The sequence below is a fragment of the Devosia sp. Root413D1 genome, from assembly GCF_001425235.1.
Lineage (GTDB): Bacteria > Pseudomonadota > Alphaproteobacteria > Rhizobiales > Devosiaceae > Devosia_A.
Genome location: NZ_LMEA01000012.1, coordinates 136,322 through 162,399, shown reverse-complemented (window position 1 = coordinate 162,399; position 26,078 = coordinate 136,322). Strand labels below are relative to the sequence as shown.

Annotated in this window: 22 protein-coding genes; 5 read left to right on the top strand and 17 right to left on the bottom strand. The window is 66.0% G+C overall.

Annotated elements, in window-relative coordinates:
- Positions 1-20 precede the first annotated feature (20 nt).
- Complete coding sequence (locus tag ASC89_RS23145; RefSeq protein ID WP_056002387.1) at positions 21-713, top strand: L,D-transpeptidase; 693 nt, start codon at positions 21-23, stop codon at positions 711-713.
- Positions 714-817: 104 nt separating this feature from the next.
- Here the strand turns inward: ASC89_RS23145 and ASC89_RS23140 are convergent, their stop codons facing one another.
- From ASC89_RS23140 to ASC89_RS23105, 8 genes are all read right to left on the bottom strand, one after another.
- Entirely contained in the window at positions 818-2,920 is a 2,103-nt protein-coding gene (locus ASC89_RS23140; RefSeq protein ID WP_056002384.1) for a beta-galactosidase, read from the bottom strand.
- A gap of 78 nt (positions 2,921-2,998) precedes the next feature.
- Positions 2,999-3,874, bottom strand: coding sequence for a 2-hydroxy-3-oxopropionate reductase (locus ASC89_RS23135; protein WP_056002381.1), 876 nt, complete (start codon positions 3,872-3,874; stop codon positions 2,999-3,001).
- Positions 3,874-4,656 (bottom strand): 2-oxo-tetronate isomerase, encoded by a 783-nt coding sequence (gene otnI / locus ASC89_RS23130; protein ID WP_056002378.1) that lies wholly within the window; start codon positions 4,654-4,656, stop codon positions 3,874-3,876. The genes ASC89_RS23135 and otnI overlap by 1 nt, the downstream gene beginning before the upstream one ends.
- The gene (locus ASC89_RS23125; protein ID WP_056002375.1) at positions 4,653-6,371 is read right to left on the bottom strand and encodes an ABC transporter ATP-binding protein; all 1,719 of its coding nucleotides are present in this window, start codon (positions 6,369-6,371) and stop codon (positions 4,653-4,655) included. Before ASC89_RS23125 ends, otnI begins: the two co-directional genes overlap by 4 nt.
- Positions 6,372-6,381: 10 nt before the next feature.
- A complete protein-coding gene (locus ASC89_RS23120) occupies positions 6,382-7,509 on the bottom strand; it encodes an ABC transporter permease (RefSeq protein WP_244488547.1) in 1,128 nt (375 codons plus the stop codon).
- A 47-nt stretch (positions 7,510-7,556) separates the two neighbouring features.
- On the bottom strand, positions 7,557-8,543 hold the full coding sequence (locus ASC89_RS23115) for an ABC transporter permease (protein ID WP_056002369.1): 987 nt from the start codon (positions 8,541-8,543) through the stop codon (positions 7,557-7,559).
- A gap of 9 nt (positions 8,544-8,552) precedes the next feature.
- A complete protein-coding gene (locus ASC89_RS23110; protein ID WP_056002366.1) occupies positions 8,553-10,661 on the bottom strand; it encodes an alpha-amylase family protein in 2,109 nt (702 codons plus the stop codon).
- Positions 10,662-10,744: 83 nt separating this feature from the next.
- Positions 10,745-12,682, bottom strand: a complete 1,938-nt coding sequence (locus tag ASC89_RS23105) for an ABC transporter substrate-binding protein (protein WP_056002363.1) — start codon at positions 12,680-12,682, stop codon at positions 10,745-10,747.
- Between the two features lie 228 nt (positions 12,683-12,910).
- Here ASC89_RS23105 and ASC89_RS23100 point away from each other — a divergent pair, with 228 nt between their 5' ends.
- The 4 genes from ASC89_RS23100 (at position 12,911) to ASC89_RS23085 (ending at position 15,597) form a co-directional block, all read left to right on the top strand.
- Entirely contained in the window at positions 12,911-13,900 is a 990-nt protein-coding gene (locus ASC89_RS23100) for a LacI family DNA-binding transcriptional regulator (protein ID WP_244488533.1), read from the top strand.
- Between the two features lie 50 nt (positions 13,901-13,950).
- A complete protein-coding gene (locus ASC89_RS23095) occupies positions 13,951-14,259 on the top strand; it encodes a hypothetical protein (RefSeq protein WP_156384746.1) in 309 nt (102 codons plus the stop codon).
- Positions 14,260-14,561: 302 nt separating this feature from the next.
- Entirely contained in the window at positions 14,562-15,167 is a 606-nt protein-coding gene (locus ASC89_RS23090) for a nucleotidyl transferase AbiEii/AbiGii toxin family protein (protein WP_055887986.1), read from the top strand.
- Positions 15,145-15,597, top strand: a complete 453-nt coding sequence (locus ASC89_RS23085; RefSeq protein ID WP_055887359.1) for a hypothetical protein — start codon at positions 15,145-15,147, stop codon at positions 15,595-15,597. The genes ASC89_RS23090 and ASC89_RS23085 overlap by 23 nt, the downstream gene beginning before the upstream one ends.
- On the opposite strand, the gene ASC89_RS23080 is transcribed toward ASC89_RS23085, so the two are convergent.
- From ASC89_RS23080 to ASC89_RS23040, 9 genes are all read right to left on the bottom strand, one after another.
- On the bottom strand, positions 15,546-16,778 hold the full coding sequence (locus tag ASC89_RS23080; RefSeq protein WP_056002360.1) for an amidohydrolase family protein: 1,233 nt from the start codon (positions 16,776-16,778) through the stop codon (positions 15,546-15,548). The two genes, ASC89_RS23085 and ASC89_RS23080, sit on opposite strands and share 52 nt — an antisense overlap.
- 13 nt (positions 16,779-16,791) lie before the next feature.
- The gene (locus tag ASC89_RS23075) at positions 16,792-17,757 is read right to left on the bottom strand and encodes an ABC transporter ATP-binding protein (protein WP_055887351.1); all 966 of its coding nucleotides are present in this window, start codon (positions 17,755-17,757) and stop codon (positions 16,792-16,794) included.
- Positions 17,750-18,742, bottom strand: coding sequence for an ABC transporter ATP-binding protein (locus tag ASC89_RS23070; RefSeq protein WP_407065082.1), 993 nt, complete (start codon positions 18,740-18,742; stop codon positions 17,750-17,752). The genes ASC89_RS23075 and ASC89_RS23070 overlap by 8 nt, the downstream gene beginning before the upstream one ends.
- Positions 18,743-18,754: 12 nt before the next feature.
- Positions 18,755-19,702, bottom strand: a complete 948-nt coding sequence (locus tag ASC89_RS23065; RefSeq protein ID WP_056002354.1) for a succinylglutamate desuccinylase/aspartoacylase family protein — start codon at positions 19,700-19,702, stop codon at positions 18,755-18,757.
- An 18-nt stretch (positions 19,703-19,720) separates the two neighbouring features.
- Entirely contained in the window at positions 19,721-20,563 is an 843-nt protein-coding gene (locus tag ASC89_RS23060; protein ID WP_056002351.1) for an ABC transporter permease, read from the bottom strand.
- Positions 20,564-20,567: 4 nt separating this feature from the next.
- Positions 20,568-21,548 (bottom strand): ABC transporter permease, encoded by a 981-nt coding sequence (locus ASC89_RS23055; protein WP_056002348.1) that lies wholly within the window; start codon positions 21,546-21,548, stop codon positions 20,568-20,570.
- A 220-nt stretch (positions 21,549-21,768) separates the two neighbouring features.
- Complete coding sequence (locus ASC89_RS23050; protein WP_056002345.1) at positions 21,769-22,941, bottom strand: Xaa-Pro peptidase family protein; 1,173 nt, start codon at positions 22,939-22,941, stop codon at positions 21,769-21,771.
- A 286-nt stretch (positions 22,942-23,227) separates the two neighbouring features.
- The gene (locus ASC89_RS23045) at positions 23,228-24,763 is read right to left on the bottom strand and encodes an ABC transporter substrate-binding protein (protein ID WP_056002342.1); all 1,536 of its coding nucleotides are present in this window, start codon (positions 24,761-24,763) and stop codon (positions 23,228-23,230) included.
- Between the two features lie 95 nt (positions 24,764-24,858).
- A complete protein-coding gene (locus tag ASC89_RS23040; RefSeq protein ID WP_055887330.1) occupies positions 24,859-25,899 on the bottom strand; it encodes a GntR family transcriptional regulator in 1,041 nt (346 codons plus the stop codon).
- Between the last annotated feature and the right edge of the window lie 179 nt (positions 25,900-26,078).

Here is a 26,078-nt window from a genome sequence, read left to right as displayed (position 1 = left end):
GGGTTGGGAGGGTACATACCGTGATCGAAGACGATGGCATTTCTGCTCGTGAAGATGACGGGGGCGATCGGGCAGGGCGCTTCGGTCGTCGCGCGTTTCTGTTCGGGGCCACCGCCAGCCTCGGCGCGCTGGCGCTTGCTGGTTGCTCCCCCGCCGGCATGAGCGTCGCGGAAGCGGAGCGGGTCTACGGGCCGCGGCCCAACGAGCGGTTCCCGATCCCGGCGGTCAAGGTCAGCAAGATCAACCCGAAATACTTCCGCCGCACCGTGCGCTACGACAGCAAGGAAGTGGCCGGAACGATCATCGTCGACCCGCGCAACCACTATGTCTACCGCATCGAAGGCGATGGAAACGCCACCCGCTATGGCGTCAGTGTCGGGCGCGCCGGCTTTTTGTGGAGCGGTGACGCCTATATCGGGCGAAAAGCCGAGTGGCCGATCTGGACGCCGCCCAAGGAAATGATCGAGCGGCAACCGGAGGCGGCCAAATATGCCGGCGGCATGAAGCCTGGCCTCGACAATCCGCTCGGCGCCCGCGCGCTCTATCTCTATCAGAACGGCATCTACACCCTCTACACGCTCTACAGCACCAGCGTGCCGGAAACGATCGGCACCGGCGTTTCGAGCGGCTGTATTGGCCTCCTCACCCAGGACATGCTCGACCTCTATGACAAGACGCCAGTCAATACCAAGGTGATCGTGCTGAAGGCGTGAGCCCGGAGGGTGCCCAGAGAATACGACACGGGCCGGGCGTAATGCCCGGCCCGTGTCGCTTTGTCATTCGCCGGAGCCGTCGCCCGGCCGTAACCGCACCGGCCTCAGCGACCCAGCTTCAGCACCAGGACATCGCGCGGCGGGATCACCGTCGCGGTGCCTCCTGCGTCGCCCCAGTAGCTGCCGACGGGTTTCAGGTCGGCATGCGTGGCGCCCAGCGTCAGGGTGACCGGCTGCGGTGAGCGGGTCTGGTTGAGCAGCCACAGCGCGCCGCCGTCGGGCCCGAGGTGCAGCCGCGCGTGGACCTGCGGGTTGCCCGTATCGACGTGCCGGTGCTTGCCGGTCCAGCTGAAGACCGAGCGGAAGTAGTTCAGGTTCTCGGGCGTGCCAGACTTGAAGTAGGCCGCCCCCGGGTGCGTGCCGACCAGCAGCGTGCGGCCCTTGCCAAAACTGTTCTCGACCACCGCCTTGCGGCCGTCGGCGAAGCTGCCGAGCAGCCGGCCGGCGGTCGGCTCGTACGCCTGGAGGAAGCCGCCGCCGGTGATGCCGTCGCTGCCGTCGAACGAGAAGCGGATGCGGTCGGCGATGTCGGGCATGAACTCGACATCGACCTCGCGTGCCCCGAACACCCGGTCGAGCCCGTTATGCGGCTGCACCGTGCCGACCTTGCCGCGATCGCCGAAATAGCCCGGCGTCGCCTCCGAGATCAGCGTGCCGCCCGCCTCCACCCACTGCGCCAGCTGTTGGGCGTGCGCCGCGGTCAGCATGATCGGGTAGGGAGCATAGATGGTGTCGACCTCGGCGATGTCGTCGATATGCACCCAGTCGGGCTGGATGCCGATGTCGAGCAGGCCGCGATAGGCTCCCCACATCGCCTCGCGATAGAGCTCCGGCTTGTGGTGGTGGTTGAGCAGGTAATCCCAGGCCTGCGCCTCGGGGATCACCAGCAGCGCCACCTCGCCCTTCACCGGCCGCGCCTCGAACAGCGGCTGCTGTTCCGGCGCGTTGGCCCACTTGGCCATGGCGCTCGCCATGTCGGAGCGCGGGGTGCGTGAGCCGTCCATGCCGTAAGAGCCGAAAGCGCCGAACAGCGGCCCGTCGAGCAGCGGCCGGTAGCGCAGGTTGAGTACGCCCGTGGCGCCGGCGGCGAACGACGTCATGGTGAGGGTGCGGACATCCTCGGGGTCCATGACGCGGCCATCTTCCTTGTCGCGGCCGAGCACCTGCGGCTGCAGCCAGAGCGGGCCGCCGGGCCGCTCGGCATGCCACCACTTCTTGCCGCGCGATGCGGCGCGCGTGATGTCAGGGCCGAAGAAGTTCTGCCACGGCTTGAAGCCGCGCCGGCTCGGTACCCAGGTCAGCCCATAGAGTTCGACCTTGCTGGCCGCCAGCCAATCGTCCGAGCCGCCCGCGGCCATGTTGGGAATGGCGCCACCCACGCCATGCGCGGCGATCAGGCAGTCCTGGTCGACAGCGCGGATGGTGTCGATCTTGTACTGCATCTGGCCGTAGTAGTTCTCACGCTTGAACTCGAGCCATTCGAGACCCTCAGCGAAGGCGGCGACCTCGGCCGGCGGCTCAATGTCGTCCCACTCGGCATAGGAGTAGCGGTACCAGGCCTCGGCCAGCGCCTCGAGCGTGCCGTACTTGGCCTTAAGCCAGCGCCGGTAGTCGGCTTTCATCCACTCCGAGTAGTCGACCTCGGGCGAGTAGTTCACCTCGTTCCAGACGTCGTAGCCGAGCAGCCCCGGGTGGCCCTTGTAGCGGTTGGCGAGCGCGGTGAGGAAATTGCCCACCGCCTCCTTCACCTCGGGGCAGTTCAAGGTCAGCGCGCCGGCGCCGTTATGGGCGAAGCCGCCGCTTGCGGACGATACACCCATGTGGTTGGCGAGCGGCCGTCCGTCCATGCGGATCTGTCGGGCATCGTGCCACTTGCGATAGGCCCAGTCGGGCACCGAGTGGGTGAGCTCGGCGATCACCGTCTTGATGCCGTTCTCGGCCGCGAGGTCCATCTGGCGATCGTAGTCGTCCCAATCGTAGACGCCCGGCTTGCGCTCGATCGCAGCCCACATGAACCAGTGCCGGAAGACGTTGAGGCCGTCCTCGCGCGCCACCCGATAGTCGCGCGACCAATCCTCGCGCGGCGGGTTGGATTTGCGGAAATAGACAGCGCCGAAGGGCACTTGCGGGATCTTGTCGGTGGGCATCTGGGGCTCCTTGGAGACAAAGCGGCTGGAACGGCGGAGTGAGCCGCCGCGGGGTGGGGCAGGGGCGCTACTGACCGATCAGGGCGTGTCGCCCGCCAGGACCTCGAGAGTGCGGATCAGGCCGGAATGGTCGCGGTCGCCGTCGCCAAGCGCGATGGCGGCGTTCATCAGCTGTAGCGTCGCGGCCGTGTTGGGGAGGCTGAGGTCAAGCGCCCGCGCGGCATCGAGCGCGAGCGACAGGTCCTTGCGATGCAGCCGGATCCGGAAGCCCGGCTCGAACGTGCGCTTGATCATGCGCTCGCCATGCACCTCGAGGACGCGGGAGGCGGCAAAGCCGCCCATCAGCGCTTCGCGCACCTTCATGGCATCGGCCCCGGCTTTCCTCGCAAAGCTCAGCGCCTCGGCCACCGCCTCGATGGTCAGCCCGACGATGATCTGGTTGGCGACCTTGGCGGTCTGCCCGTCGCCGGCGCCGCCGACCAGCGTGATATTCTTGCCCATCGCCTCGAACAGCGGCCGGGCGCGCTCGAACATTTCGGGCTTGCCGCCGACCATGATGGTGAGCGCGCGATTGCGTGCCCCGACTTCGCCACCCGACACCGGGGCGTCGAGATAGTCGCTGCCCAGCGCCTCGATCCGCGCGGCGAAATCCTTGGTCGCGACCGGCGAGATCGAGCTCATGTCGATGACCAGCTTGCCGCGGCCCAGCCCGTCGGCGACGCCATCCTTGCCGAACAGCACCAGCTCGACATCGGGAGTATCGGGCAGCATCAGGATCACCACCTCGGCGGCCTCGGCCACTTCCCGAGCCGATGCCAGCGCCTTGCCACCCTGGTCCACCAGCTCCCGCGAGGCGGGCTTGACCCGGTGCAGGAACAGCTCGTGGCCGGCGGCGATGAGGTGGCCGGCCATCGGCCGTCCCATGACGCCGAGCCCGATGAAACCGATCTTCATCACGCGCTCCTCAAATAGGGCTGCATCCAGCCCAGGCCCGCGCTGGTGTCGGCCCTGGGCTTGTACTCGCAGCCGAAATATCCGTCGTAGCCGAGCCGCTCGATCGCCGGCAGCACGAAGCCGTAGTTGATCTCACCGGTGCCGGGTTCGTTGCGGCCGGGAGTATCGGCGAGCTGGATATGGGCGATGCGCTCACGTAGCCGCTGGTAGGTCGGCAGCAGGTCTCCCTGCATCACCTGCATGTGGTAGAGGTCGTACTGGATGTAGAGGTTGTCGTGTCCCACCCGCTCCAGGATCCGCTCGGCATGCGCCGTGGTCGAGAGGAAGAAGCGCGGGATGTCGCGCAGGTTGATCGGCTCGATCAGCAGCTTGATGCCGGCTTCGGCGCAACGCGGCGCGGCATATCTGAGGTTGTCGACCAGCGTCGCTTCCATCGCCTCGAGGTCGGCGCCCGGGGCGACGAGGCCGGCGATGACGTTGAGCTTTTCGCAGCGGACCGTCGTTGCGTAATCCAGCGCGGTGGCGATGCCGGCGCGGAACTCCTCGCTTCGGCCCGGAAGCGCGGCGATGCCGCGCTCGCCGCCGGCCCAATCGCCCGAGGGCACGTTGAACAGCGCCTGCACCAGGCCATTGTCGACCAGCGCCTCGGCAACCCGTTGCTTGGGCTCGGCATAGGGACCGAGATACTCGACCGCCGGAAAGCCGTCGCGCGCCGCAGCGGCGAAGCGCTCGAGAAAGCCGAGCTCGGGATAGAGGAAGGACAGGTTGGCGGAGAACTTCACGGCGTGGCCTCGGCTGTAAATCGCGTACGGTGCAGCATCCGCTTGTGGCGCGGATCGGGGTGGGGCACCGCCGAGATCAGGGCCCTGGTATAGGCCTCATGGGGGGCGGTGCAGACTTGCTCGGCCGTGCCCATCTCCACCACCTTGCCGCGGTGCATCACCGCCACCCGGTCGCAGAAATAGCGGACCACCGAGATGTCGTGGCTGATGAAGATGAAGCTGAGGCTCAGCCGCTTCTGGATGTCGAGCAAGAGGTCGAGGATCTGGCTGCGGATCGAGACGTCGAGCGCCGCGGTCGCCTCGTCGGCAATGATGACGCGCGGCTCGAGCGCCAGCGCCCGGGCGACGCCGATGCGCTGGCGCTGGCCGCCCGAGAAGGCGTGCGGATAGCGCTCCATCGACTGCGGGTCGAGCCCGACCAGTTCCATCAGTTCGCCCACCCGCCGTTCCAGTGCGGCGCCCCGCGCCAACCCGGCGACGAATAGCGGGTCGCCGATCACGTCCTTGACGGTGAGGCGCGGGTTGAGCGAGGCGAACGGATCCTGGAACACCAGCCGCACGTCGCGATGGAAGCCGCGCAGGTCGCGCTTGCTGAGCCCGGTGACGTCGACGGCGCGACCCTCGCGGTCGTTGTAGGTAATGGTGCCGGAGGTGGGCTCGACGGTTCTGAGGATCAGGCGGCCGAGCGTCGTCTTGCCCGAGCCGCTCTCGCCGACGATGCCGAGATTTTCGCCGGCGGAGAGGTCGAGGCTCACATTGTCGACGGCCCGGATGGCGTAACTGGCGCCGCCGAACAGGCCGCCACCGCCGCCATAGAACTTGCTCAGCTCGCGCACCGAGAGGACCGGCTTGCTCGTCGGGTCGGACACCGTGGCCGGGCGGGTCAGCGCGCGCGGGTTCTGCTCGAGCCGTACCGTTGAAGCGAGCAGCTGCCGGGTATAGGGGTGGCGGGCCTCGTGGAAGATCTCGTCGACACTGCCCGCCTCGACAATCCGGCCGTAGCGCATCACCGCCACCTCGTCGGCCACCTCGGCGACCACTCCCATGTCGTGGGTGATCAGCAGCATCGCCATGCCGCGGCTCAGCTGCAGCCGCTTGATCAGGTCGAGGATTTCGGCCTGGGTGGTGACGTCGAGCGCCGTGGTCGGCTCGTCAGCGATCAGGATGTCCGGGTTGCAGGCCAGCGCCATGGCGATCATGGCGCGCTGCCGCATGCCGCCCGAGAACTCGAAGGTGTAGCGGTCGATCATCTTGTCGGGATCGGGAATTTCGACCTGCCGCAACAGCTCGATGGTCGCGACCCTGGCCTCCGCCTTGTTCATCGCCTGGTGCAGGCGCAGCGCCTCGACGATCTGGCTGCCGATGGTGTGCACCGGCGACAGCGAGCTCATCGGCTCCTGAAAGATCAGCCCGATGCGACCGCCGCGGATCGACAGGAGCTCGGCGCTGCGCTCGTTGAGCGGCACGATGTCGGTCTCGCTCCCGGCGCCGCGCAGCAGGATGCGGCCATCGGTAATGGTGCCGTTCTTGTCGATGATGCGCAGCAATGCGCGGGCGGTGACCGATTTGCCCGAGCCGCTTTCGCCCACGAGGCAGAGCGTCTTGCCGCGACGGAGCTCGAAGCTCACCTCACGCACCGCGTGCAGCACGTGGGTCCTGAGGTTGAAGTCGATGCTGAGGTTCTCGACCGAGAGGATGACATCGTCGTCTGCCATGGCGCCCTCGTCAGTTTTCGTACGGGTCGGCCGCATCGCGCAGGCCATCGCCGAGGAAGTTGTAGGAAAGCACCGTCAGCACCACGGCGCCGGCTGGCCAGATCAGCAGCCACGGCGCGGTGGCGATGGTGCGGACGTTCTGCGCCTCCTGCAGCAACACGCCCCAGCTCACCACCGGCGCCTTGAGCCCGATGCCGAGAAAGCTCAGCGCCGTTTCGGCGACGATCATGGTGGGCAGCGCCAGGGTTACCACTGCGAGGATGTGGCTGGTGAGCGAGGGCAGGATGTGCCGGAAGATCAGCCGCCGTTCGCTCGAGCCGTCGAGCCGCGCCGCGGTGACGAAGTCGTCGCTTCTGAGCGCGAAGAAGCGGCCGCGCACCTCGCGGGCCAAGCCGGTCCAGCCGAACAGCGAGACGATCAGCGTGATGACGAAATACACCTGCAGCGGCGACCAGGTGAGCGGCACCGCCGCGGCAAGACCGAGCCATAAGGGGATAGTCGGCATCGAGGAGATCACCTCGATGACGCGCTGGATACCGAGGTCGACCCAGCCACCGTAAAACCCCGAGATCGAGCCGAGGACCACGCCGAGGCAGAGGCTGATGGCGACGCCGATCAGGCCGATCGACATCGAGACGCGCGTTCCGTAGATCAGCCGGGTAAGCAGGTCGCGGCCGAGCTTGTCGGTGCCCAGCAGGTACATGGTATCGCCGGATTTGAGCGGCCCCATCAGGTGCAGGTCCATCGGGATGAGTCCCCACAGCTTGTAGGCCGGGCCTTTGACGAAGAAGCCGATCGGCACGACTTTGTCCGGGTCGATGGTGAAGGTCCGCTTCAGCGAAGCCGGGTCGACGGTCTGCTTGTAGCCCTTGACATGTGGCATCCAGCTGAGGCTGCCATCCGTCTCGGTGACGAACAGCGCGATGTCCTGCGGTGGTGCGTAGGTGAACTGCGGCTTGGCCGCTTCGGGCAGGGCCGGGGCGAGGAACTCGGCGAAGGCGGCGATCAGGTACATCACGAGGATAAGCACCGCCGCGACCACTGCCACCTTGTGGCGCACGAATTTCAGCCAGATCAGCGTCCAGGGGCCGGCGACCGCGATTTCGGTCTTGCCGCCGCTCCGCCGGATCGGGGTGATGGCCGGACCGGCTTCCGCCGCGCCATCGCTTTCGAGATGTACGTGGGTCAATTGAAGCGGATCCGTGGGTCGAGAATGGCGAGCAGAATGTCCGAGATCAGCATGCCGATCAGCGTCAGGACGCCGAGCAGCAGGATGATCGAGCCGGCGAGGTACATGTCCTGCACGGTCAGGGCGCGCAGCAGCAGCGGCCCCATCATCGGCAGGTTGAGGACGATCGCCGTGATGGTGACGCCGGAGATGAGCTCGGGCAGCACCCAGCCGATCGCCGACACGAACGGGTTGAGCGCGATCCGCACCGGGTATTTCAGCACCACCTTGTACTCGGGCAGGCCCTTGGCTTTGGCAGTGATGACGTAGGGCTTGTTGAGCTCGTCGGTGAGATTGGCCCTGAGGATGCGGATCAGCGCCGCAGTGCCGTTGGTGCCGATGACGATGATGGGGATCCACAGGTGTGCCAACAGGTCGACGAACTTGTCCCAGCTCCACGGCGCGTTGACATATTCGCGCGAGAACAGCCCGCCCACCGTCTGCCCCATGTAACGGTAGGCGAGGTACATCAGCGTCAGCGCCATGATGAAGTTCGGAATGGCGAGGCCGATGAAGCCGAACAAGGTAAAGGCGTAGTCGCCCACCGAGTGCCGGCGCATCGCCGAGTAGATGCCGATGGGCAGCGACACGGCCCACACGAACAGCAGCGCCAGCAGCGAGACCGACAGCGTCGGTGCCAGTCGCTCGGCGATCAGCCCCCAGACCGGCCGGTTCCATTCGAACGAGTAGCCGAAGTCGCCGCGCAGCACGATGCCGCTGATCCATTTCCAGTACTGGACGACAAACGGATCGTCGAAGCCGTAGATCTCGCGATAGCGCGCGATCTGCGCCTGGTCGACGTTGACGCCGCTGTCGGACATCGAGGCCAGCATCGAGGTGAGATAGTCCCCCGGCGGCAGCTGGATGATCAGGAAGGCGATGATCGACATCCCGATCAGCGTCGGGATCATGTAGATCAGCCGCTTGAGGATATAGCGCAGCATCGCGGGGGCTCAGCCCCAGGTCACGTGCACGGCTTCGAGCGTCTCGAGCCACGGCACGTCGATCTCGACCCGGCCGTCGACGACGCGGCTATGCGCCTCGCGACCGGAAACCAGCAACTTCGCGCCGGCAAACCGTCGCCCCTCGGGGATCGCGAGGCTCACCACCTGCGGGCCAGCCGGGAAGACGCTGCGGATCGGACCCTTCATCATCATCGGATTGTTGAGGTTGTGCAGCACCACCGCGATGCCGTCGGCGTCGGCACGCACCGCGAGGTCGAGCACCTCGCGCCCCTCGACCTCGACGTCGAGCGGCTTGCCAAGCGCCCAGCGCACGGCATTGCCGATCAGCCGGGCGTGGTCGGCCGCCAGCACCTCTTTGAAGATGCCGCCGATATTCCATGGGAAATAGACGGTGCGGCCGCCGCCCTGGTGCCGGCGCGCCACCACGGCGGCGCCGCGCGGCTCCTGGCGCGGATAGACCTCTTCCATCGGCAGGTCCGGGAAGTCGGGGAGATAGAGGAACGGCACCTCGGCATCGGCCACGGTATCGACTGCCAGCAGCTGGGTGCCGCCGATGATGCGGCTGGCGCCGTCGAACCCCTCCGAAATCGGATGGAGGCCATTGATCGCCACATAGGTGTTCTTGACCGGGCCACGCGCCGGCGCGGTGAGGCTGACGCCGAGCAGCGGCCCGAGCCCGATGGCGTGGCGCGGCTGGTTGAGTGCCGTACGGGTCGAGGTCTCGTGCGCCGCGACGATGCTGCCGCCGCGCGCCACATAGGCTTCGAGCGTTCTGATCTGCTCGTCCGAGAGGCAGGTCGAGTTGGCCAGCACCAGCACTTTGAAGCGGTCGAGCAGCCCTGATGTCATCGCCTGGTCGGAGACCATCTCGAACGGAATGCGGGCCTCGACCAGCGCGTGGTAGAACCCCAGGTCATCGGCCTCGGCGCTGGCGCGGGTCTCCTGGCCGTGATGGCGCAACGTCGTCGCCGGATCGAGGATCGCCACCTCGGCGACCGGCTGCATGGCGGCCAGCACCGGCTCGAGCTCGGCGTGGAGCCCGAAACTGTCGGCCACCGGCTCGACCCAGCGGTTGTCGGGGACGACGCCGTTGAACTTGGTGAACCAGGGGAGCAGCCCCTGGGTGGTGCCGTTGTCGATCCAGGCCTGCATCTCGGGCCCGGTCGTCACCGAGTCCTTCCACCGATAGGCCTCTTCGGGGCCGATCGAGGTGATGAGGATGGCCGGGCGATCCGGGAAGGTGGCGCGCATACGCTTGCCGTTGCGACCGGCCATCCAGATCGGCTCGGTGCCGCGCCGGCCCTGGTCGTCGACGCACAGGAACGGGCAATAGCGCTGGATGACCTCGAGGTCGAACTCCATCAGCGACACCGAGCCCATGTTCGGGATGAAGCTGGTGTGCGGCTTGATCTTCTTCATCGCCGCGTCCCACTCGACGACCAGCCGGGTGAGCACGGTGCGGCGCCACGCCGCCCATGCCATCCACACCGGGTCCTCGGGGTTGGCATGGCGCGGCAGCTCGTAGCCCGAGGCAGCGCGGAAATTCGTCTTGCAGCTTTCGCAGTAGCACACACCGTGGCCCTGCCAGCGATTGGCAAAGATGGCGTCGATGTCGTAGTCGCGCGTCAGCTCCTCGAGCACCTTGGGCATGAAGCCGAAATTGTAGTCCGAATAGGCGCAGGTCACCCACACCTCGGGGAAGGCCCAGTGACGGCGCCGGTTGCCGTCCTGGTCGACGGCGATCCACTCCGGATGCGCGTCGGCGGCATCCTGGTGGATGGCATGTGGGTCGACGCGCGCCATCACATGCATGCCCAACCGCCGGGCGCCCTCGACCAGCGTCCCGAACGGGTCGCTGTCGCCGATGAACTTGCTGACATAGTGCAGCGGCACCTTGCTCGGGTAATAGGCGATATAGCCGCCGGCGCTGAGGCAGGTGGCGTTCGAGCGGGTGCGCTTGAACACCTCGATCCAGAAGGCCGGGTCGAACTTGACCGGATCATCCTCGGCCAGCGTCAGCTGCGTCCAGCGCGTCGCCGACTTGTACCAGTCGGATGTCCTCAGGTTGCGGTGGGTATGCGCCTTGGCGTCGAGCATGACGGGCCTTTCGGAGACGACGGTCGGGGGGCCGGCCCGCTAGGGAGCGGGCCGGCGGGGAGGAACAGTCAAACGCCCGGTGGTCAGGCTTTGAAGAACTGCTCCGGGCGGGCTGGGCCGGGGGTCGGCCATCCGAACGAGTTCGGCATTTCTTTCAGCACGTTGACCATGCCGTTCTTGACGATGCCGTAGCCGTCAGCCGGCAGGCTGACACCGAAGGTGAAGAACAGGTTGGCCGCGTTCTGCAGCACCTGCGCCATCAGTTCCTGCTGTTTGGCCGGCTCGGCTGTGGCGACGAGCTGGCGGTAAAGCTCCTGCTGCGCCTTGACCTCGGCCGGCGGCTCGATCGCATCGGGATTGTCCGGCTGGGTGAAGTAGAGCGCCCAGCCCTGGGCGTAGAAGCAGTTGTTGTTGATGGGCACGTAGAAGCGTGGGTCGAGCATCGCAGCAATGCCGGAATTGGCGCCGAACTGGTGCGCCGTCGCGTCGTATTCGCGGCCGCGGCGGACGCGCTGCTCCCACAGCGAGCGGTCCATGGTGCGCATCTGCGCATCGATCCCCACTGCCTGCAACATCGGGATGGCCAGCTCGAACATATCGAGGAAGGTCGTCCGGGTCTGGTCGAGCTCGAAGATGATGGAGACGCGCTGCCCGTCGGCGTCGAGCCGGTAGCCTTCGCCATCCTTGTTCGGCAGCAGCCCATCCAGCATCTGGTTGGCCTTGGCTGCATCGAACTCGGTGAACTGCTTGGCCAACTGCTCGTTGTAGAGCGGATCGTCGGCGCGCATCGAAGCCTGCGCCGGTGCGCCCTGGCCGACGAATACCGCATCGATCAGCGCCTGCCGGTCAACGGCGATCGAGAGGGCCTGGCGGAACTCGAGGGTGTTGAACAGCTCGCGCCGCGTCGGATTGACATGGTTGAGGTTGAGCTGGAACGCCATCACGTTGGCGGCCGTCTCCTTCAGCGTGTAGAAGCCATAGCCCCCGGCGTCCTGGCCGTCGAACAGCACCGGCTTGTTGGTCGGGGTGGCGATGTACTGATCCATCATGTCGATCTCGCCCTGCAACGTCTTGAGCAGCAGGACTTCGGGATCGGCCACCATCTGGTAGACGATGCGGTCGAAGTAGGGCAGTTGCGTGCCGGCCGTATCGACCTTGTGGTAGTAGGGGTTACGCACCGCGATGGTGGTTTGCGTGTCCTGGCCGAGCGGGCTGCCGCCCTCGCCGGTGAAGGTCCACGCCGTCAGCGCCGGACGCTTGGTGTTCTGGAAGTAGACGTTGGTGTCGAGATAGCCGATCTCCTGCTGGAACAGGGCGATCCAGCTCTCGAGCCCGGCAGCCTTGGCGAGCTTGTCGGCATCCGGGTTGTAGCGGATGTGGAACTGCTCGAGGTAGTGCTTGGGGCAGCGCACCAGCTGGTCCTGGTCGGCCCAGGCCATCTGCTGCAGGAAGAACCCGTTGGGGGCGGTGAACACCACCTTGAAGGTCTGCTCGTCCACCACTTCGATGGTCGCCGGCTTGCCACCCGCCGACCACCAGACGTTGCCGGCCTGGTTGGTTTCGGCGTCGGTGAAGTAAGCGTCGTACCAGAACTGCACATCGGCGGTGGTGAACGGCTGGCCGTCCGACCACTTATGGCCCTTGCGCAGCGTGATGGTGTAGACGGTCGCGTCCTCGTTGACCGCATAGCTCTCGGCCACGTTGGCCTCGATGCCCGACCAATCCGCCGTGAAGCGGATCAGCGGGTCATAGCCCTGGTAGCGCACCAGCATCGAGGCCGAGCCACCGCCGACCAGCGCGTGGTCCCATTGTCCGCCCTGCTGGCCGACCTGCTCCCAAGGCGTGATCACCAGCGGATTGGCCGGCAGGCGATCGGCCACTGGCGGCAGCGTGCCGGCCTCGACCTGCGCCTTGAGAAATGCAGATTCCGGGGTCTCTGCAAACACCTGCGGCGCGATCAGTGCAGCGCCTGCGAAAGCTGTGCTGCCGGCAAGAAAAGCCCTGCGGCTGAAACCGTTCATGTCTAGATCTCCTCCCAAAGCTGCGGCCACTTCCCTGGCAGCCGTTAGCTTGCGAAAGGCTTGCAACTCTGATTTGTTAGGTAAAGTGTTATGTTAGGCCGTTACGACGTTTTTCTAAGTCAGATTGGCTGACATAGTGAAGATAGGCGAGATATTCGGCATTCTTTGTCATGCCGTTAGGCTATGTTAGGTTCGAGTAGAGCCGCTGTGAAAATCGGGGGAAAATCGTTGGAACGCGTCACGCTCGGAAGCCTCGCTGCCCGCCTGGGTCTGTCCAAGTTCGCCGTCTCGCGCGCCCTGTCTGGCAAAAGCGGGGTCAGCGCGGACACCCGCCGGCGGGTGCAGGAACTCGCCGCCGAACTGGGCTACGCCCGCCAGCCGGCGCCGAAGGAACTGCAGACGCTCGGCCTCGTCTTCCACGACACCGACCTGATCAACAGCGAGTTGCATGTGCTGATCCAGAGCGGGGTGCAGGCCGAGGCGCAGCGACGAGGCTACCAGGTGCGGATGCGCTGGACCCATCTTGCCGAGGAGGTCGAGGCGTTCGTGCGCACCTGCAGCGGCGCCATCATGGTGGGGCCGCACGAGCGCGACACCTATGACCGCGTCTATGCGCTCGACATCCCGATCGTGCGCACCGGCTGGCTCGACCCCTTGGAGCAGGCCGACTTCGTGGGCGGCAGCGACCATGAGGCCGGCTCGGCCGTGGCGCGCTATCTGGTGGAACTGGGCCATACTGCCATCGCGTTCGTCCAGGGGACGCCCGGCTATCGCGGCCGCATGGAGCGCTATTACGGCGTTCGCGAGGTGCTGGAGCAGCTGCCGCAGGTCAGTTTCCGGCAGATGACCTTCGAAAAGGAAGTGCGCTTCACCGAACACCTCAGAGCCATCGAAGCCGAAGGCTTCCGCCCTACCGCGTTCTTCTGCGCCCATGACGGGCTGGCGGTGACGGTGATCTCGGAACTGCTGCGCCTCGGCTACCGCATCCCCGAAGATATCTCGGTGATCGGTTTCGGCGATTACTCGGCCGCCACCCAGATCTCGCCGCAGCTGACCACGGTGAAAGGGCACGGCCAGCAGATCGGCGCCGGCTGCGTGCGGCTGCTCGACGACCGCATCAACGAGCGCATGGCGCGCGACATCCCGGTCCGCCTGCTGATCGCCAGCCGCATCGTCAACCGCGCATCATGCGGGCGAGCGAGACGGGTGGCAGCGTAGCGGGTGGGTGGAGAAGCGGCATGGGCAAGGCGCCGCCAGGAGGGGACCGCATGTCCAATGCGCTGCTGCTGCATTTCCGCGTCCCCGATGGCGACGACCCGGAACTGCTCAGGGGACGGCTGGTGACGTTTCAGTCGAGCCTCTACAGCTGGCTCCGCCAGACCGGCTGGGGAACCGTCGACTGGGCCGAGCTGGATAAGCTCGAGCCCACGTTCAGTGTGCGCGATGTCAAATCCGCCAAGCGCAAGCGCGTACGGGATTGGATCGAAAAGGAGGTCGAAGCACACGGGCTGGTGGTGCAGATCGAGGATGGGCAGGCGAGCCTCAGGGGGCCGTCCCTACCTCACCCCCGCGCATGAGCAGCATAGGTCTCCAGCGTGCGCGCAGGGTTCCAGCACATCCAAGGCGCTCGATTTTGCATGTTGCCAGGGGCGCAATCGTCAACTGTCCGCTTCTGTCTCCGCTGGAGGGAAGCTGCATCAGAAGGTCTGGCGATGTGGTTAAGCCAGGCCGCCAGATCTGCTGACGATCGCCACCTCGCCGCCGCGCATGATCAGCGGTATCGGAACGGCGGGAATGTAGATCGTTGCTCCGGCGCCGAATAAGCTATGCGTATGGTGGCACCGGACGGAGCACACGTTTCATGCCTGTGGGAGGTTCCTTGAGCAAGCGGTTCACCAGAGACGAGTTGATCGCGGCGTTTGACCGGGTTGGCCGCGCTGCGGCCGCTAACCGGCATCACCTGGAGTTGGCCGTCTACGGGGGCTCTGCGCTCATGCTGGCGAGTAACTTCCGCTATGCCTCGGAAGACGTCGACATAGCCGAACTCCACTATCCGTGGCCGGATTGGCTGCGACAGGTGATAGACGATATCGCCAGGGAAAACGGCTGGTCTGCCGACTGGCTGAACGATGCGGTCACGTTTCACCTGAGCGAGCATTCGACCAGAGAGCGGGATCACGTTCTGGTCGGCACCTTCCCCCGCAGCTCCGAGGATGGCAGCCTGAAGGTCTATGTACCTTCGGCCGAGTACATGCTGGCGCTGAAGCTCAAGGCGATGCGGGTGATGGACCCCGCGAAGGGGCCGCAGGAGGCCAGCGACATCATCAACCTGGTAAAGGTGTTGGATCTGGACAGCCCGGAAGCCGCGATCGAGGTTCTGGGCCGCTACTTTCCGAAGACGGCAGCAGACCCGACCAAGCAGATATTCATCCTCAGGCAGATCTGGAACATGGAGAGCGCGGATGCGCCCGCGTACCCTGGCTGAGGTGGGGAGCCGGATCCTGGCCGGTGAGCCGCTGGACAAGGCGCTGGCAGAGTTCCTCGATGAGTTCTACGACGCCATCAGTGTGGACGAGGCCGAAGCCATGCTGGCTGCTGCCCCGCCACCAACTGGTGTCGCATACGCGGATGCCCTGTTGGGCGCCGTGGGCGACTATCTGAGCATGCAATACCTTCGCCGACGCTTACCCGATTGGACCACGGAGCCGGTCAGGTTTCTGCAGCATCCCACCTTCACGTCAGCCTTGGACAGCGCCTCTGCAAAGGCTTGGCTGATGCACAACAGCCCCGCCGAATTCAAACATCACAATATTTTCACCGAAGCTGTCCCACTGCGGCGAAAGCGATCGGAACACCCCCGCTTTCACAACCGATCCTTGAACACCTCACCGCCGCGCATGATCAGCGGCACGTGAGCGCCATCGCCCTGCAGCCGGGTGATGTCGGCCAGCGGGTCGCCATCGACGACGATCAGGTCGGCATGCGCTCCCGCAGCGATCGTGCCGATCTCGCCGGTCATGCGGCAGAGGTCGGCCCCGACCGTGGTGGCCGAGCGGATGATTTCGGCTGGGGTCAGCACCTTGGCGAGGAGTTCGAACTCCATGCAGTGGTACTTGCGCAGGCCGCCCAGCAGGTCCGAGCCGAAGGCCATGGGCAGGCCGGCGTCGCGCATGATGGCGAGCGAGTTGAGGCCGCCCGAGCGCACCACCTCGATCTTTTCGAACTCGACGGGGCCGAGGCCCAGCGCCTTGCCCTCGAGCCACAGCGCGTCATAGGCGACGAGAGTGGGAACGGCGATGCAGCCCTTTTCGGCGGCGAGCTTTGCTGTTTCGGCGCTGATCAGGTTGCAGTGCTCGAGCGAGTGGACGCCGAGCTCGACGCAGCGGCGAATGGCGGCATCGGTATAGACATGGGCCGAAACGTAGAGCCCGGCATTCTCGGCCTCTTCGACCATGGCCAGGATTTCCTCGCGCGAATACTGGATCGAGTGGATCGGGTCGTTCGGCGAGGAGACGCCGCCATTGGCCATCACCTTGATGAAGTTGGCGCCCTCCTTGATCATGGTGCGGCAGGCGGTGCGCACGGCGTCGACGCCATCGGCGATATAGCCCATCGAGCCCAGCCGGTCCGACATCATGCCGGGGCGGTCGTCGGTGCGCTTGCGCAGATCGGCGTGGCCGCCTGTGGTGGTGAGGCCCTTGCCGCAGATGACGATGCGCGGCCCGTCGATCAGCCCTTCCTCGATGCCACGGACCAGGCCGTGATCGGCGCCGCCGAGATCGCGGATGGTGGTGAAGCCGCGCTGCAGCATCTCTTCCATGACGCGGGCCGAGCGGAGGCCGGCAAGCGAGGAGGGGGCAATCATGTTGCCCCAGAGGTCGAGGGTTTCGGCGACCACATGCACGTGGCAATCGATCAGCCCGGGCATCAGGGTCCGGCCGCCAAGGTCGATGACGCGCGCGTCAGCCGGGGCGGCGATGCCGGCGCCGACTTCGGCGATGCGGCTATCGCACACCAGCACGGCCAGCCCCTCGCGCAGCACGCCCGCTGCAGCATCGAGCACGCGGCCATTGGTGAAAAGCGTCGTCTGGGGCATCGGGGAGAACTCTCTATCTATGATGACAGGCTGCCAGCCGCCCGTCGGGTCGTGTGGTCAAGGCCGGCTCGCTGGTGCGGCAGATCTCGGTGGCCAGCGGGCAGCGGGTGTGGAACGGGCAGCCGCTCGGCTTGTTGATGGCGCTCGGCACATCGTCGCTCGAGGCGCTGAAGCTGTGCCGATGGCGCGGGTCGAGCGTCGGGGCCGCGCGGGTCAGCATCTCGGTGTAGGGGTGGGTCGGCGAGGCGAACAGCAGCGCTTTGGGGGCGATCTCGACGATCTTGCCGAGGTACATCACCGCCACCCGGTGCGAGATGTGCTCGACCACCCCGAGATCGTGCGAGATGAACAGGTAGGCGATGCCGAGGTCGCGCTGCAGGTCGGCCAACAGGTTGAGGATCTGCGCCTGCACCGACACATCGAGCGCCGAGACCGGCTCGTCGCAGACGATGATATCGGGCTTCAGCGCCAGGGCCCGGGCGATGCCGATGCGCTGGCGCTGGCCACCCGAGAACTGGTGCGGGAAATTGTCGGCCTGGTCGGGCCGCAACCCGACGCGCGCCATCAGTTGCGCCACCTCGGCGTCGCGTTCGGCCCTGGTGCCGACCCCGTGGATATCGAGCGCCACGCGAATGGCGTCGCGCACCCGGCGGCGCGGGTTGAGCGACGAGAACGGATCCTGGAAGACGATCTGCACCCGCCGCCGATAATCCTTGAGGTCGCGGCGGCGGAAGCTGCCGATCTCGGTGCCATCAAAGCGCACCCGCCCGCCGGTGGGCTTCACCAGCCCGAGCAGCGCCAGGCCCGTGGTCGACTTGCCGCAGCCGGATTCGCCGACGAGGCTCAGCGTTTCGCCACGCGCGATCGAAAAGCTCACCCCATCCACCGCCTTGACCGTAGCGGATTGGCGCTGGAACACCCCGGATCGCACCGGGAAATGCACCTGGAGATCGTCGACGGCAAGAAGGGCTTCAGCCATCGACATGCTCCCAGCAGGCGGCGAAATGACCGGGCCGCTTTTCCTCGAGCGGCGGTCGCTCCTCGAGGCAGCGGGCCGAGGCGCGTGGACAGCGCGGCGCAAAGGCGCAGCCCTTAGGCAGGTCCCAGGGCGGCGGCACGGTGCCGGCGATGTCGACCAGCCGATCGGTGGCCGGCCGCCCGGCGACGGGACGCGGGATCGCCCCCATCAGCCCCAGCGTATAGGGGTGGATCGGGTGCTCGAACAGGTCGTAGACGCTGGCCTCCTCGACGCGGCGGCCGGCATACATCACCACCACCCGGTCGGCGACTTCCGCCACCACCCCGAGATCATGGGTGATCAGCACCAGGGCTGTACCGAGCCGCTTCTGCAGGTCGGAGATGAGCCCGAGGATCTGTGCCTGCACGGTGACATCGAGCGCCGTGGTCGGCTCATCGGCGACGAGGATTTTGGGGTCGCAGGCCAGCGCCAGGGCAATCATGGCGCGCTGGCGCTGCCCGCCGGAGAGTTCATGCGGGAACTGCCTGGCCCGGCGGGCGGGGTCGGGCATCTGCACTAACTGCAGCGTTTCGATGGCCCGGGCCATTGCCGCCTTGTGGCCGAGCTTTTTGTGCCGGCGCACCGACTCGGCGATCTGCTCGCCGATGGTCAGCACGGGATTGAGAGCCGTCAGCGGCTCCTGGAAGATCATGGCGATCTCGACGCCGCGCAGGTCCTCCACCCGGTGCTGCGACATGGCGAGGAAATCCTCGCCATTGATTTCGATCGTGCCCTTGCTGGCGCTCGCCGCCTCGGGCAGCAGGCGCAGCAGTGACAAGGCCGTCATCGATTTGCCGCAGCCGGATTCCCCGACGATGCACAGCGTCTCGCCGGGCTGGACGGTCAGCGCCATGTCGGCGACGACAGGATAGGAGCCGCGCTCGCCGCGGATCCGGATCTCCAGGTCCTTGACGGCAATCGCCGCGCCGACCTTGCTCGTCGCCAACTGCGCCACCCGTTACTGCTCCGCGCCGTCGAGATTGCCGACCATGAAGCCGTAATCACCGGCTTCGACCAGGTTGCGGCTCAAATGCTGCATCACCATGATGCCGTTCTCGAACGGGGTGGGGATCTCCTCGATGGTCTCGAAATCATACGGGCTGATGACTCGGCCGAGCAGCTGCCCGCCCTTGATGATCTCGCCATTGGCGGGGCTGAGCGGCTCGAGCCAGCCGCCATGCTTGGGCCGGATGCCGACCAGCTCGGTCACCACCACTTGCCTGGGTGGTGCGACGACGTCGCCAGCGATGACGCCGAGATAGCGCAACTGGTTCAGCATGCCGTCGACGGTGCGCTTCACATAGGGGCCCTGGTCGACGATGCCGCCGCCGAGCTCGATAGTGGTCACCTTCATCTCGGGCCGGCGGTCGATGGTCACCGTCTTGGTGGTGCCGGTATAGACCGTGCCGGTCTTGCCGGTGGTCGGGCGGTAGAGGATCTTCGAGCCGAAGGCGCGCGATAGCCCCTCATCGCTCCAGATGTAGACATAGTCGACGGTCGGGCGGTCGGTGCCCGAGTGGAGATCGATATTGGCGTCGAGCTTATCGAAATAGTCGCGCGAGAGCGCGAAGGCGAGCTGCTGGGTGTAGTTGCCGCGCTCGTCGCCGGGAAACTCGCGGTTGAGGTTCAGCTCGTCGAGCGGGGTGAAGCGGTGGTTGACCGCGAAGGCCTTGGGGTTGGCGACCGGCAGCAGCAGGATGCGGCCCTTGAGCGGCATGTCCTTCAGCACACGATAGAGCTCGAGGATGGCCTGCGAGCCGGCATTCTCGTTGCCGTGGATGGAGGCGGAAATGCCGACGGTGGGGCCATCCTGTTCGCCGACCAGTTCGTGGATGAACAGCACGGCATCGCTGCCATCGGCATGGGTGGTGAACTTGGGCCTCAGCTTGTTGATCTGCTTGACCATCGTTTGTCGTCCTTAGTCCTACTTGTTGGCGCCCAGGCGCGTGAGCTGGCGCGGATCGAGGATGTCCCTCAGCCCGTCTCCCAGCAGGTTGAAGCCGAGCACCGTCACCATGATGGTGGCCCCGGCGATGATGGAGAGCCACGGCTCGTCGCGGATGAAGCGAGTGCCGTAGGAAAGCGTCCAGCCCCAGGTCGGGGTCGGCGGCGGCAGGCCGAAGCCGAGAAAGCTCAGCGCCGATTCAATGATCACCGCGGTGCCGAGCCCGAGCGAGGCGAGGACGATGATCGGCCCCAACGTATTGGGCAGGATTTCCATGAACAGGATGCGCGGCCAGCTGGCGCCGAGAGCCTTGGCGGCCTGCACATAGTTCTGCTCGCGCAGCACGAGCGTGGTGGCGCGCACCACCCGGGCATATTCGGTCCAGGTGACGGCGATGATGGCGGCCGAGATATTGACGATCCCCGGCCCCAGCACCGCGACGATGGCGAGGGTGAGCACCACGGCGGGAAAGCCGAGGAAGACGTCGGTGATCCGCATCAAGAGCATATCGACCCAGCCGCCGAAATAGCCGGCGGCAAGGCCGACGCTGGTGCCGATCAGCGCCGCGACGGTAACCGAGATGATGCCGATGGAGAGCGAGATGCGCGCTCCGAAGATCAGCCGGCTCCACAGGTCGCGCCCCAGGTTGTCGGTGCCCAGCCAGTGCGCGGCCGAGGGCAGGGAGAAGCGGTTGCGCATGTCGGGCTGGTCGACGCCGTGCGTCGCCAGCAGTGGGGCGAATACGGCGAGGAACACCAGCGCGAGGATGATCAGGCCACCGATCACCAGCGAGGGGTTACGCAGGGCTTTGGGAATCCGCATGGCGCTAACCCAGCCGCACGCGTGGGTCGACCAGCGCATAGAGCAGGTCGACGACGAGGTTCACCAGCGCGAAGATCAGCGCGAAGGTCAAAACGATCCCCTGGATCAGCGGCAGGTCGCGCTGCGACACGGCCGAAAAGGTCAATTGGCCAAGGCCGGGCCAGGCAAAGATCATCTCGACCAGCACGGCGCCGCCGAGCAGCGCGCCGAAGCGGAGGCCAATGACGCTCAGCACCGGCAGCAACGCGTTGCGCAGCGCATGGCGCACCACGACGCGCGGCCGGCGCAGGCCCTTGGCATAGGCAGTGCGGACGAAATCCTCGCGCAGCACTTCCAGCATCGAGGTGCGCACCAGCCGCGAGATGATCGCCGCTGAATTGGCGGCGAGTGCCAAGGCCGGGAGGAGGATGTGGAGGATCGAATCCCACAGCACCTGCGGCCGGCCACTCAGCGCCGCGATGATCGCCTCGGGCATCGGTGCGCCGCGACCGATGGCCGGCAGCCAGTTGAGCTGCACGGCAAAGGCCAGCATCAGCAGGAGCCCCAGCCAGTAGACCGGCATGGAGACGCCGAGCTGGGCGAGCAGCATTGTCGCGGTGTCGATGAGCGAGCCCTGCCGCACCGCGGCGAGGACGCCCAGCGTCACGCCGATCAGGGTCGCGAGCAGCAGCGCCACCACGGCGAGTTCGATGGTCGCCCCGATGCGGCCGCCGATGATTTCGCTGACCGGCGCGCTCTGGAAGATCGAGCGGCCGAGGTCGCCATGCAGCAGCTGCCAGAAATAGGCGCCGAGCCTGATATACCAGGGGTCATCGAGCCCGAGCGTACGCCTCAGGTTGGCGATCATTTCGGGCGACGCTTCGGGGCCGAGCAGCACGGCGGCCGGATCGCCCGGCACCAGTAGCAGCAGCCCGAAGGTGACGACGATCATGCCGACTGCCATGGGGATCAGCAGCAGCAGCCGGCGGATGACATAGGCTAGCATCGCGGCCCCCGCGGTGCGGGGACGTGCGCGGGAATAGCGAGGCGCGGAAAGAGCACCCCCCACCCTGTCCCTCCCCCGCAAGGGGGGAGGAGACCAAAACACTGGCGTCGGTGAGAGCGTCTCCCTCCCCCTTGCGGGGAGGGGACAGGGGTGGGGGTACGCTTCCCGCGCCGGCCTGTCGGCTGCCTAGACGCCGGCCCCGCCATGTCGACACCCCACCTCATGCGATGACGATCTCGTCGATGCGGCGCGGATAGTGGGTCATGCTGTCCGGGCCCTCGGCAGTGACCAGCACGGTGTCCGCTATGCGGTAGCCGGCAAAGCCGGGGATGGTGATCGAGGGCTCGCTGGAGGCGATCATGCCGGGCTCGAGAATGGTCTGGTCGCCCGCCTCGATCCAGGGAGATTCATGGAACATGATGCCCATGCCGTGGCCCACCCGGTGCAGGGCATTGTCGGCCATGCCCTGGTCGCGGATGTAACCGAGCGCCAGGTTGTCCGAGGAGGCGCAGGTGTGGCCGGCGATCAGCGCGGCGGTGGCCATCCGCTGTGCCTCATAGGCTACCGAGTAGTGCCGTTGCTGTTCAGTTGTCGGCTCGCCGATAAAGAAGGTGCGCTCGCTCTCGGCCGCCCGGCCGCCGACCCGGCAGCCGAGCGACAGGATCAGGCTTTCGCCGCGCTTCACCGGATTGCCGGTCGGCATACCGTGCGGAAAGCTCGAGCGGATGCCGGAATAGACGAGGCCCGAGGCGAGGCCCTGCACCAGCATCAGCTCCTCGTGCTCGGAATACATGATGTTCATGGCGTGCCGCGACACGTGCTGCTCGATGGCGATCTCGCTTGGCAGCTCGCCGCCCTGGCGCACGGCCTCGCCGATCAGCGCCACGCCGGCGCGCACCATCTCGTCGGAGATGCGCGCCGCCTCGCGGTGCAGCACGATCTCCTCGGGATATTTCCTCAGCCGCATCTGCTGGACGATGTTGGAGGGCACCACCTTGGCGTTGGGGAAGGCCGCCGCGATCTGCGCGATCCGGCCGAAGGCAATGCCGTAGCTATGGGCGACGGTGCCGGTCTGGGCCGGGAGCGCCCGCGCCAGCACGTCGAAGGGTTTGTCGACCCCGGGAAACTCGAAATAGATCACCGGCTCGGCGGCGATGATCTGGTGTGCCGCGTGCCCCTGTTCGAGCCGCGGCAGCAGCAGCCATGCGCCGCTCTGGCTGATGGCGAAGACCACCGGCCGCTCGGTGGTGTAGTGCGAAAACCCCGTAGTGTAGATGACATCGTCATTGGCATCGAGCAGCAGCAGGTCCACCCTGGTCTCGGCCATGCGAGCGCGGATATCGCGATGGACGCGGGCATAGAAATCGGCGCCAAGGCGCTGCGAAAACGTCATGTCATCTCCTCGATGCGCTCCAGGCAAAGCGCAGTAAATTCAAAGGTCTGCAGTCATGGATGAAGTGATCATCCTCGGTGATAGGTTCGGCACTCGATCTTCGCCCCACCCACCGGCTGTCATCCCAACGAAAGCTGGGACCCAACTCACCGCTGGTACGGGCCGCGAGATGGATCCCAGCTTTCGCTGGATGACACCGGTGGTGGTGTCGGGCATCCGTGGAACCGAAAACCAAAGTTCCGGCCGGCGCCTGGGAGGGAACGCCGGCCGGGGGAGGGGCAGGGACTTATTCGTCCATGCCGATCAGGCCGCGGAAGTTGCCGCGTGGGGTCGCCTGCACTTCGACCGGGAAGGGCTGCTTGTAGAACAGCTGGTAGCCCTGGTCGGAGATGATGAAGTAGGGGAGGTCCGAGGCGAGGATCGTCGCCGCCTTCTGGTAGGCGGTGGCCCGCGCCGCCTGGTCGAGCGACGAGCGGCCCTCCTGCAAGAGCTTATCGACCTCGGGGTTGGAATAGCCGCCCCAGTTGGTCGAGCCGCCGGTCGAAAGCTGGCCGAACAGCAGCCGGTCCGGATCGACGATGTTGAGCCAGCCGAGCAGCGCGATCTGGTGCAGGCCCTTCTGCACGTAGTTGGTGGAGAAGGACGGCCAGTCGGTAATCTGCACCTGCGCATCGACGCCGGCCGACTGCATCAGCGCCTGGGTCAGCTCGACCGACTGCACGCGGTTGGGGTCTTCGCTATGGGTAGAGAGCGTCACCGTCAGCTTCTTGCCATCCTTGTCGAGGATGCCGTCGGCGTCAGTATCCTTCCAGCCCAGTTCGTTGAACTTGGCCACCGCGCCTTCGACACTGAAGGTCGGCTGCTTGATATCGGCCGAATAGGCCCAGGAGGAGGGCAGGATGATCGAGGAGGCGATCTCGTCGACGCCCTGGTAGATGTCGTTGACGATCGAATTCTGGTCGATCAGCATCGAGAAGGCTTGCCGCATGCCGGGGTCGGCCAATAGCGGGTCCTTGACGTTGTAGTTGATGTAGGTGACGCCCAGCCCGGCGGTGATGACGTTGCCGAAGCGGGTATCGGCCTTCAACCGTTCGATGTCGTTGGGCGAGAGCGGCGACTGGATGACGTCGAGATCGCCGGCCTCGAAGGCCTGGGCGCGGGCCGAATTGTCGCCGATGATCTTGACGGTGACATCGGTCACTTCAGGGGCGCCGCCCCAATAGCTCGGGTTGGCCTTGAGCACAATGTCGCTGCCCCGGTTCCAGGCAGTGAGCACCATCGGGCCGGCGCCGACTGGATCGGTGGCCGGGTCCTTGCCGGCTTCGACCGCCGCCTTCGACACGATCCCCTTGTCTAGATAGCTCAAGAGCGGCGCATAGGGCGCCGAGAGGGTGAACTTCACCGTCTGCGGGTCGACCGCCTCGATCTTGCTGATCGGGCTGTAGAGCGCCCGGTCGGGGGCGTTGAAATCGGGATTGATGACGCTCTCATAAGTGAACACCACGTCGTCGGCGGTGAGCGGCGAGCCGTCCGAGAAGGTGAGGCCAGAGCGGAGCTTGAAGATCACGGTTTGCGGGTCGGGCGATTCCCAGTTCTCGGCCAGATCCGGTACCGCTTCGAGCTTGGCCGTGAGGTGCACGAGGCCTGCATAGATCAGGTCGGCGGTGCGATAGGCGGTGGTGTCGCGCGTCAGGCGCGGATCGAGCGTGCCGGCATCGACGTCGGTGCCGATCACGATCGCCTTGTCCTGAGCCAGCGTGACGGTCGCTGGCATCGCCCCCAGCGCCACGATGGCGGTGGTCAGCAGCAGTAGTTTGTTCATTCCCGTTCCCCTGTGAACTTTGTTGCAGTCATTGCCCTGGCGCCTTCAGGAACAGCTGTGTTCCACCCTCGAAGGCGACAGGGGTTGGTTTGGTCTCACCCCTCGGCGACGCCCCTTTCGGCGGCATCGCTGCCGCTTTCAGGTCCCGTTTCGTTGCCGGCAATCTTGCTGCGGCGGAGGTCGGCGAGGTGCGGCACGAGCACGCCCTCGAGCGCACCGGGATCCGGCGCATGCCGGTATTCGAAACAGGGCACCCCCGGCTGCACCAGGTCGGCCACATGGTCGGCGCCCGAGGCAAAGATCACCGCGTCGCATTGCGCGATGACTTCGCCGAGGTCCGGCGACGACAGCCAGGTGACGCGGATATCGGAGACGTGCGGCGCGAACTCGCGCACGCTGGGCCGCATGATGGCGATGTATTCCTCGAAATAGGTCACGGCGGCGATGCGGGTGCGCGGGTCGAGCCCGGCCAGCGCCTGGCGCGTGCGCACCGAGGGGATGAAGCGGAGGCCCAGCACCCGCGCCTCGGGGATCAGCGCCTGCACCTCGGCCTCGCGATGGAGGAACGTGAGGACGATATCGGCCTCGGTGCTGATCCGGCGCAGCTCCTCGGTGACCCTGAGGGAGTCGAGCGTCACCAACTGCACCTGGTCGTTGGTCGCCAGCACCGGTTTCAGCTGCGCCACATAATCCCGCCCCGGCCCCTCGAAGATCGCGACGAAGACGATCTTCAGCCCGGCCTTGGGGCGGCGCAGCAGCGATTGGGCGTTGATCATCGAATTGAGCGTCAGGGTCGAGATGCCGAGCTTTTCGGCCTTGCCGATCAGCACCTCGATATCGGCGCGGAGCGAGGAGACCGGCAGGTTGTCGACGCCGTGCTTTTTCATGTCGGAAACGGCAAAGGCGCCGAGCCCGTGCTTCATCTCGACGAGACCGGCATCGCGCAGCCGCTGATAGACCTGAGCCACGGTCATCGGCGCGATGCCGAGCTCGGCGGCGAGCTGGCGGACCGACTGCAGGCGGGTGCCATGGGCAATGCCGCCGAACGACAGCGCATAGCTCAACAGGCCATAGAGCTGCGTGCCGACCGGCACGGGCAGGGACTTGTCGATGCTGTTGGCGTCGATCGAGAACATGTGTTCTAACCACCTGATACACCTCGACGGTAGCGCTCATCTTTGCGGATGACAATCGGGTGACGAGCAAAATTCGTGCACACGTTGTCGACTGCTCAAATGTCATGCAAAACAGCGTGTTATCGGCAGAGCAGGGCCGGTTCCGGCCGCGGTTCGCACCCCATATGCAACGAAAGTCG

Excerpts from the sequence above, each read along its gene's own strand:
- ASC89_RS23140 (WP_056002384.1), bottom strand. The coding sequence starts at position 2,920 with ATGCCCACCGACAAGATCCCGCAAGTGCCCTTCGGCGCTGTCTATTTC.
- ASC89_RS23135 (WP_056002381.1), bottom strand. The coding sequence starts at position 3,874 with ATGAAGATCGGTTTCATCGGGCTCGGCGTCATGGGACGGCCGATGGCC.
- ASC89_RS23125 (WP_056002375.1), bottom strand. The coding sequence starts at position 6,371 with ATGGCAGACGACGATGTCATCCTCTCGGTCGAGAACCTCAGCATCGAC.
- ASC89_RS23115 (WP_056002369.1), bottom strand. The coding sequence starts at position 8,543 with ATGCTGCGCTATATCCTCAAGCGGCTGATCTACATGATCCCGACGCTG.
- ASC89_RS23110 (WP_056002366.1), bottom strand. The coding sequence starts at position 10,661 with ATGCTCGACGCCAAGGCGCATACCCACCGCAACCTGAGGACATCCGAC.
- ASC89_RS23105 (WP_056002363.1), bottom strand. The coding sequence starts at position 12,682 with ATGAACGGTTTCAGCCGCAGGGCTTTTCTTGCCGGCAGCACAGCTTTC.
- ASC89_RS23095 (WP_156384746.1), top strand. The coding sequence starts at position 13,951 with ATGTCCAATGCGCTGCTGCTGCATTTCCGCGTCCCCGATGGCGACGAC.
- ASC89_RS23085 (WP_055887359.1), top strand. The coding sequence starts at position 15,145 with ATGCGCCCGCGTACCCTGGCTGAGGTGGGGAGCCGGATCCTGGCCGGT.
- ASC89_RS23080 (WP_056002360.1), bottom strand. The coding sequence starts at position 16,778 with ATGCCCCAGACGACGCTTTTCACCAATGGCCGCGTGCTCGATGCTGCA.
- ASC89_RS23075 (WP_055887351.1), bottom strand. The coding sequence starts at position 17,757 with ATGGCTGAAGCCCTTCTTGCCGTCGACGATCTCCAGGTGCATTTCCCG.
- ASC89_RS23065 (WP_056002354.1), bottom strand. The coding sequence starts at position 19,702 with ATGGTCAAGCAGATCAACAAGCTGAGGCCCAAGTTCACCACCCATGCC.
- ASC89_RS23060 (WP_056002351.1), bottom strand. The coding sequence starts at position 20,563 with ATGCGGATTCCCAAAGCCCTGCGTAACCCCTCGCTGGTGATCGGTGGC.
- ASC89_RS23055 (WP_056002348.1), bottom strand. The coding sequence starts at position 21,548 with ATGCTAGCCTATGTCATCCGCCGGCTGCTGCTGCTGATCCCCATGGCA.
- ASC89_RS23050 (WP_056002345.1), bottom strand. The coding sequence starts at position 22,941 with ATGACGTTTTCGCAGCGCCTTGGCGCCGATTTCTATGCCCGCGTCCAT.
- ASC89_RS23045 (WP_056002342.1), bottom strand. The coding sequence starts at position 24,763 with ATGAACAAACTACTGCTGCTGACCACCGCCATCGTGGCGCTGGGGGCG.
- ASC89_RS23040 (WP_055887330.1), bottom strand. The coding sequence starts at position 25,899 with ATGTTCTCGATCGACGCCAACAGCATCGACAAGTCCCTGCCCGTGCCG.